Here is a 6,441-nt window from a genome sequence, read left to right as displayed (position 1 = left end):
CGCCCGCTCGAAGTTCGCCTTCGTCTGGTTTTCGGCCCAGGCGAACGCGACGTACGTTCCGTCGATCATGGCCGCGGGCACGAAGATGGCGATGTTCGGCGTGCCGTCCTCGTTCGATGTGGAGACGACGCATTCGGTCTGGTACGCCATGACGGCGTCTTGCAGCTGCGTTTCGGTGAAGGTGGTGTACTTGTTCGTGGCCAAGCTTGCGGAGGATACCGCGTCGACCCACTCGTGCACTTCGCCTGCGCTCGCACCCGCCTCTTGCTGCGGCGCTTCGGCGGCGGCGCTTTGCTGCTGCGGCGCGCATCCCGACAGGCCCGCGCCCGCCATGATGCCGAGAGCGCCCGTCGCCGCGATACCTTGAATGAACGAGCGTCGGTTGAGCTGCTTGCCCTGAGATTGTTCTTCCATGGTTCATCCCTTCTGACAGAGGGGCGCGCATCCGCTCGCCCCGTTCCCTTGCTTTCTGGATTCTGCCTCGAAGACGGCGGTTCACCGTGCCGCCTTTTGCGGTATTTCGCCCCGTTTCGCCTCTGCCCTGTTTTGCGGTATTTTTCGTTTTGGCCGTTTGAGGCGCGAGGTGTGCGGGGCATCGGGGCCGTTCAACGGTTAGAATACGGAGGTACTTGACGCGAGAGGGGATCATGCAAGACAGCCGCTACGCAACGCAGGCAGCAGACTACCGCCGGTTCTTCGTCAACGGTCGGACGCTGGCGCTTGCGCTGGGATACGGGCTGTTCCGGGGTGCCAATTCCCTGCTGTACTCCTCGGCGCTCGCTTCGGTTCCCACGTCCACGCTGTTCATCGCCGACATGTCGTTCTCCATGACAACCGCACTGTCGTCGCTGCTGTGCGCGCTCACGGTGATGGCGCTTGCGTGGAAGGGCCTCATCCCCGGCTTCCGCCTGCCCGTGGTGCTGCCGGCGCTGCTGCTGCTCCTGGTTGCCGCTCCCGCCGTGGCTCCTTGGATCGCCCCCGGCTCATCGGGGGTGTTCGTGCTCCTGGCGCTGACGTACGGCGTTGCATCGACGTGCTTGAACCTCTCGTGGCTCGAGGTGGTGGCCCATCAGACGCCGGCGCGGATCGCGGGCATCCTGGCGCTGGGCATGCTGGTGAAAAGCGTGATCACGTTGGCGTGCGGCAGCCTCATGGGCGTGCCGTTCGTCGTCGCGGTGGGCGTGCTGCTCGTCGGCGCGGTCGCGTTGCTGCTGCGCGCGAGGGGCCGCGCGTGGCTCGATTCCTCCGAAGACGACGCGGCGCCCGCGACGTTCAAGGCATATCGCCAGGGTGCGATGGGAATCGCCGACGCGTTGGTGGTCTCGATCGTCCTCGAGGCGACGGTGAGCATCCTCAACGGGTTCTTCCTCGGCGTCGCCACCGACGGGTCGGGCATCATCTCCGCCGTCGGGGCCATTTCGGCGGCGCTCGTGTTCTGCTTCGTCGTGGTCGTCGTCGCCCGCGCGGTGGACGTGGAGCGGCTGTACCGCTATCTGTTCCCGATACTGCTGGCGCTGGTGGTGCTGCTGCCGCTCACGCTGGGAAGCTGGGCTTCGCAAGCGCTCCAGGGCCTGCTGGTGCTCGTGTACGAGTTCATCTCGTTCAGCGCGCTGTACTTCATCCTGTGCCAGATACAGCGGAAGAAGCTCAAGACGTACGTGCTGTTCGCGTTCGCCACGGCGTGCATCCGCCTGTCGCAGCTGCTGTTCGGCATGGCGGGCTATTGGCTGGGAGAGGTGTCGGGCAGCGAGGCCGAGGGTTTGTACTGGATCGTCACCATCGCGGCGGTGTACGGGCTTTCCATGCTGCTGCTGTACCTGACGCGGCGGCGACCGTCGACCGACGAGAAGCGCGTGATCGTGGTCACCGGGGAGGATCGTTTCGCGGCGCGCGCCGAAGAGCTGGCGGCCGAATACCGCATCACGGCGCGCGAGTCGGAGATCATGCTGCAGCTTGCGCGGGGCCGCTCGGCCGCGTTCATCGCCGACGAGCTGGTGTGCTCGCCCGCCACGGTGCGCACGCACATGAAGAACATCTACGCGAAGCTCGGCGTGCATTCGAAGCAGGAGCTCATCGACCTGTTCGCCGACTGAGGGCGGCGCGCACGGCAAAGGAAAACGCCGGCGATGTGGAATCCGCCGGCGTTCGTTCGTGCGAGGTTGGGGAGGCGAAACCGCTTACTCCTCCGCCTGCTTGAGGAGGCCGTAGCCGCCGTCGTCGCGACGGTACAGCACGTTCACGAGGCCGCTGTCGCGGTCGGTGTAGGCGAAGAAGTCGTGGCCCAAGAGGTCGATCTTCACGAGCGCTTCCTCTTCGGTCAGCGGCTCGAACTCGATCGTCTTCACGCGCACCACTTCGTCGTCGGACAGTTCCTGCATGAGCCCGTCAACGTCCAGCTCGCCGGCGGCGGAAGGCTCGATGCGGATGGTCTCGTCGGCGGCGCGCAGCTTGCGGTCGACCACCTTCGTCTTGTACTTGCGCAGCTGGCGGACGACCTTGGCGGCGGCCACGTCGATGGCGGCGTACATATCCTCTTCGTGTTCTTCGACGCGAATGATGTGGCCCTTCGTGCGCAGCGTGACTTCGCAGACGGCAGGGCGAGGATTGGCGGGGTTCTTCTCAACGAACAGCACGATTTCGGCTACGAGCGGATCGATGTCCATGACCTTCATGGAATTGCCGATCTTCTCCTCGGCGTACTCGCGCAGCGCGTCGGTTACAGGCATTTTGCGTCCGGTGACGGTAATGCTCATAGCGATCACCTCTTACCTCGTTGCGAATAAAAAAACAGCTCGGTCGTTGTCATCGCACCTGGTCATACGAGCGAATGGGTGATATGCCCTCCACGCGAATCCCAAGCCGACTCCTAACGCCTAAGCTGATGAGTACAGAATAGCGCAATTCATGATATTTTGGCCGGGCATTTTACTTTGTTGTGAAATCGATCTAAAAACGGGTAACAATCGAGCGGACGCACCAGGTAATTGGGGGATAATACGGCAAACGACGAAGCCGAAAGGGCGACATGACCGAACAGAATCAAGACGGAACGCAGCGCATTTTCATCAACGAAGTGCAGCGTCATCAGGCACGATACAGGAAACTCATCCAATTCACCCACTCGTCGACGAAGGCGGCCGGCGTCATGCTGCTGGCGGCCGTCGTGGCGCTCATCGTGGCGAACACGGGCGCGTACGAGGCGTTCTTGGAGTTCTGGCACACCGAGGCGGGCTTCTTCTTCGGCGACGCGTTCGCGGGCATGTCGCTGGCGCACGTGATCAACGACATCTTCATGGCTGTGTTCTTCCTGCTGGTGGGCTTGGAAGTGAAATACGAGCTGACGGTGGGCGAGCTGACGAACATCCGCCAGGCGCTGCTGCCCATCATGGCTGCCATCGGCGGCGTGCTGGCCCCCATCGGCATCTACCTGGTGTTCAACGCGACGAATCCCGAAACCGTGCAAGGCTGGGGCGTCCCCACCGCCACCGACATCGCGTTCGCGCTGGGTATCCTGGCTTTGTTGGGCAACCGCGTTCCCAGCGGCGTGCGCGTGTTTTTGAGCACGCTGGCCGTGGCCGACGATATCATCGCCATCCTGGTGATCGCCGTCTTCTACGGCCACAGCCCGTCGATGTTCTGGCTGGGCATGGCCGCCGCCGTGCTAGTGGTGCTGGTGCTGATGAACCGCAGCCACATCTACTCGTTGGTGCCGTATCTGCTGGTGGGTGCCGTGCTGTGGTACTGCGTGTTCATGTCGGGCGTTCACTCCACCATTGCGGGCGTGTTGCTGGCGTTCGTTATCCCGTCGGGGTCGCGCGTTAATCTCGAGAGCTTCATCTCGTGGTCGGGCGACAAGGTTCGTCAGGCGCGCGACGCGTTCCAGCCCGAGACGCCCGTCATCGCGCAGGGCGACTACATCAAGACCGTAGCGGATCTCAGCCAGGTGACGCGCCAGGTTGTGCCGCCGGCGACTCGTCTCGAGCACAAGCTGTATCCGTGGGTGTACTTCGGCATCCTGCCCTTGTTCGCTTTGACCAATGCCGATGTCAGCTTCACGGGTATGGACATCGGCTCCATGCTTACGGATCCGGTGCTGTACGGTGTCATGCTGGGCCTGTTGGTGGGCAAGCCGCTCGGCATCATGCTGATGAGCTTTGCGATCGTCAAGAGCAAGCTGGCCTCGCTGCCCGAGAACGTGAACTGGTTCCATATGCTGGGAGCCAGCATCTTGGGAGGCGTCGGCTTCACCATGGCCATCTTCGTGGCGAATCTTGCTTATACCGACGAGATGCACATCGCCACGGCGAAGCTGGCCATTCTGGCGGCCTCGCTGCTTGCGGGCGTGCTGGGCTTCGTGTTCCTGCTGCTGCAGGCGAAGGCTGCGCAGAAGCGCGGCGTGGCGTACGTTTCGGCTTCGAGCGACGACGTGGCTCGTCAGACTGCCGGCAGCGAGGTTGCGCGCGAGTCGGAGGAGCTGCTGCGCGGCATCGAGGATCATCCCGCCATCAAGAGCGAGCTCGAGGCGGCGAAGAAGCGCGGCGGCGTGTTCGAGATCGTCGTGGATCTAGGGCCGACCGGTCTTTTGGGCGGCGGCTCCATCGGGGACGTGCGCGAAGCGGTGCGCAACGAGGTGGTGCGTGTGCTGAAAGAGGAGGGCAAGGACGACCTGCTTGAAAAAGTGCAGGAGGATTTCAACGACGAAGGAAAGCCTCCGCTGCTCAGCGTGGAGGAGGCTCTTCTGCGCGAGGGCGGCGAGGAAGCGCTGCGCCGCGCCTTGCACCACGAGGAAGAGGACGTGGAGGGCGTGTCGGGCGATACCGACTCTCGAAACGAACGGTGATCGTGCTGTTGCGCTATACTTTTTAACCTTGATGAACTGCGTTGCGAAGGAGCGATATGGAAGCTGCCGCTATCGTGTTGGCCGCAGGTGCGGGCACCCGGATGAAGTCCAAAAAGCCGAAGGTCGCTCATGAGGTGTTGGGCAAGCCGCTTGTCCGCTGGGTGGTGGACGCGGCGCGCGAGGCAGGCGTCCAGCGTGTGGTGTCCGTGGTGGGACATGCGCGCGAGCAGGTGGAGCCGCTGGTGGCGGACACGCAAACCGTGGTGCAGACGGAGCAGAACGGCACGGCGGGCGCCGTGGCCGTGTGCAAGGACGCTCTAGCCGATTTCGACGGCTCGCTGGTGGTGCTGTCGGGCGACTGCCCGCTGATCACGGCCGATACCATCGCGCGCCTTGCGGCCGTGCGCGAGGAGAACGACGCGGCCGTGGTGGTGCTTACGATGCAGCTGGACGACCCGTTCGGCTACGGGCGCATCGTGCGCGACGAGCAGGGAGCGGTGGCGCGCATCGTGGAGCAGAAGGACGCCACGCCCGAGGAGGCGGCCATCTGCGAGTGCAATTCCGGGTTCTACTGCTTCGATGCGCGGGCGCTGTTCGACGCGCTCGAGCAGGTGGGCAACGATAACGCGCAAGGCGAGTTCTATCTCACCGACGTGCTGGAGATCTGTCACAACGCCGGCCGTCCCGTGTTGGCGTTGGCCTGCGACGACCCTGCCGAGTGCCTGGGCGTGAACTCGCGCATCCAGCTGGCCGAGGCCACGAAGCTGGCCCAGCGTCGCATCAACCGTGCGCATATGGCGGCTGGCGTGACCATGATCGACCCTGAGCTGGTATGGATCGGTCCGGACGTGGCCATCGCGCAGGACGTGGAGCTGCTGCCCAACGTCACGCTCATGGGCGCCACCAGCATCGGCGAGGACAGCGTCATCGGCCCCGACTCGCGCCTGACCGACACGACGGTGGGCTGCGGCTGCGTCGTGGACGAGACGGTGGCCGTAGAAGCGCAGATCGACGACGGCGCCACATGCGGTCCGCGCGCGTACCTGCGTCCGGCGGCGCATCTGTGCGAGGGCGCGAAGGCCGGCACCCACGTGGAGATCAAGAAGTCCACGGTGGGAAAGGGCTCGAAGGTGCCGCACCTGTCCTACATCGGCGATACGACCATCGGCGAAGATGTGAACGTCGGTGCCGGGTCCATCACCTGCAACTACGACGGCAAGAAGAAGCACGCCACCACCATCGGCGACGGTGCGTTCATCGGCAGCGACACCATGATGGTGGCGCCGGTGAACATCGGCGCGGGCGCGATCATCGGCGCGGGCTCCTGCATCACCAAGGACGTGGCGCCCGACGCGCTGGCCCTGACGCGCCCGGAACAACGGGAAATCCCCGGCTGGGCCGCCAAGAAACGCGAGCGGCAGGGATAACAACAAGTTGTAAGGGGGGGGGACGTCGCCCCCCCCCCCGTCGTTTCTACAACGTCGCTTTCAGCAGCGCCAACGCGTCGGCCGGGGCGAGCGCGGCGACGGGGGCGTGCTTGATGAGCGCCTCGTCGTTGGTAACGAGGTACGTCGCGTCCGCCCGTTGCGCAGCGGCCACCA

At 64.3% G+C, this 6,441-nt stretch carries 5 protein-coding genes; 3 read left to right on the top strand and 2 right to left on the bottom strand.

From position 1 onward, the window contains the following. The coding region (locus ACMO6A_RS07245; protein ID WP_418471004.1) for a twin-arginine translocation signal domain-containing protein at positions 1-414 on the bottom strand (414 nt) is incomplete at its 3' end. 233 nt (positions 415-647) lie between these two features. On the opposite strand from ACMO6A_RS07245, the gene ACMO6A_RS07240 reads away from it, so the two are divergent. After that, the gene (locus tag ACMO6A_RS07240) at positions 648-2,093 is read left to right on the top strand and encodes a response regulator transcription factor (RefSeq protein WP_418471003.1); all 1,446 of its coding nucleotides are present in this window, start codon (positions 648-650) and stop codon (positions 2,091-2,093) included. Positions 2,094-2,177: 84 nt separating this feature from the next. Here ACMO6A_RS07240 and hpf read toward each other — a convergent pair whose 3' ends face one another. Further along, on the bottom strand, positions 2,178-2,753 hold the full coding sequence (gene hpf / locus ACMO6A_RS07235) for a ribosome hibernation-promoting factor, HPF/YfiA family (RefSeq protein ID WP_015761403.1): 576 nt from the start codon (positions 2,751-2,753) through the stop codon (positions 2,178-2,180). A gap of 272 nt (positions 2,754-3,025) precedes the next feature. On the opposite strand from hpf, the gene nhaA reads away from it, so the two are divergent. Both nhaA and glmU read left to right on the top strand, forming a co-directional pair. Beyond that, positions 3,026-4,840, top strand: a complete 1,815-nt coding sequence (gene nhaA / locus ACMO6A_RS07230) for a Na+/H+ antiporter NhaA (RefSeq protein WP_114513299.1) — start codon at positions 3,026-3,028, stop codon at positions 4,838-4,840. 56 nt (positions 4,841-4,896) lie between these two features. Then, positions 4,897-6,267 (top strand): bifunctional UDP-N-acetylglucosamine diphosphorylase/glucosamine-1-phosphate N-acetyltransferase GlmU, encoded by a 1,371-nt coding sequence (gene glmU / locus ACMO6A_RS07225; protein WP_086414319.1) that lies wholly within the window; start codon positions 4,897-4,899, stop codon positions 6,265-6,267. Positions 6,268-6,441: the final 174 nt, after the last annotated feature.

Source organism: Eggerthella sp., assembly GCF_048329335.1.
Taxonomy (GTDB): Bacteria; Actinomycetota; Coriobacteriia; order Coriobacteriales; family Eggerthellaceae; genus Eggerthella; species Eggerthella lenta.
This window is presented reverse-complemented; position numbering and strand designations above follow the sequence as displayed.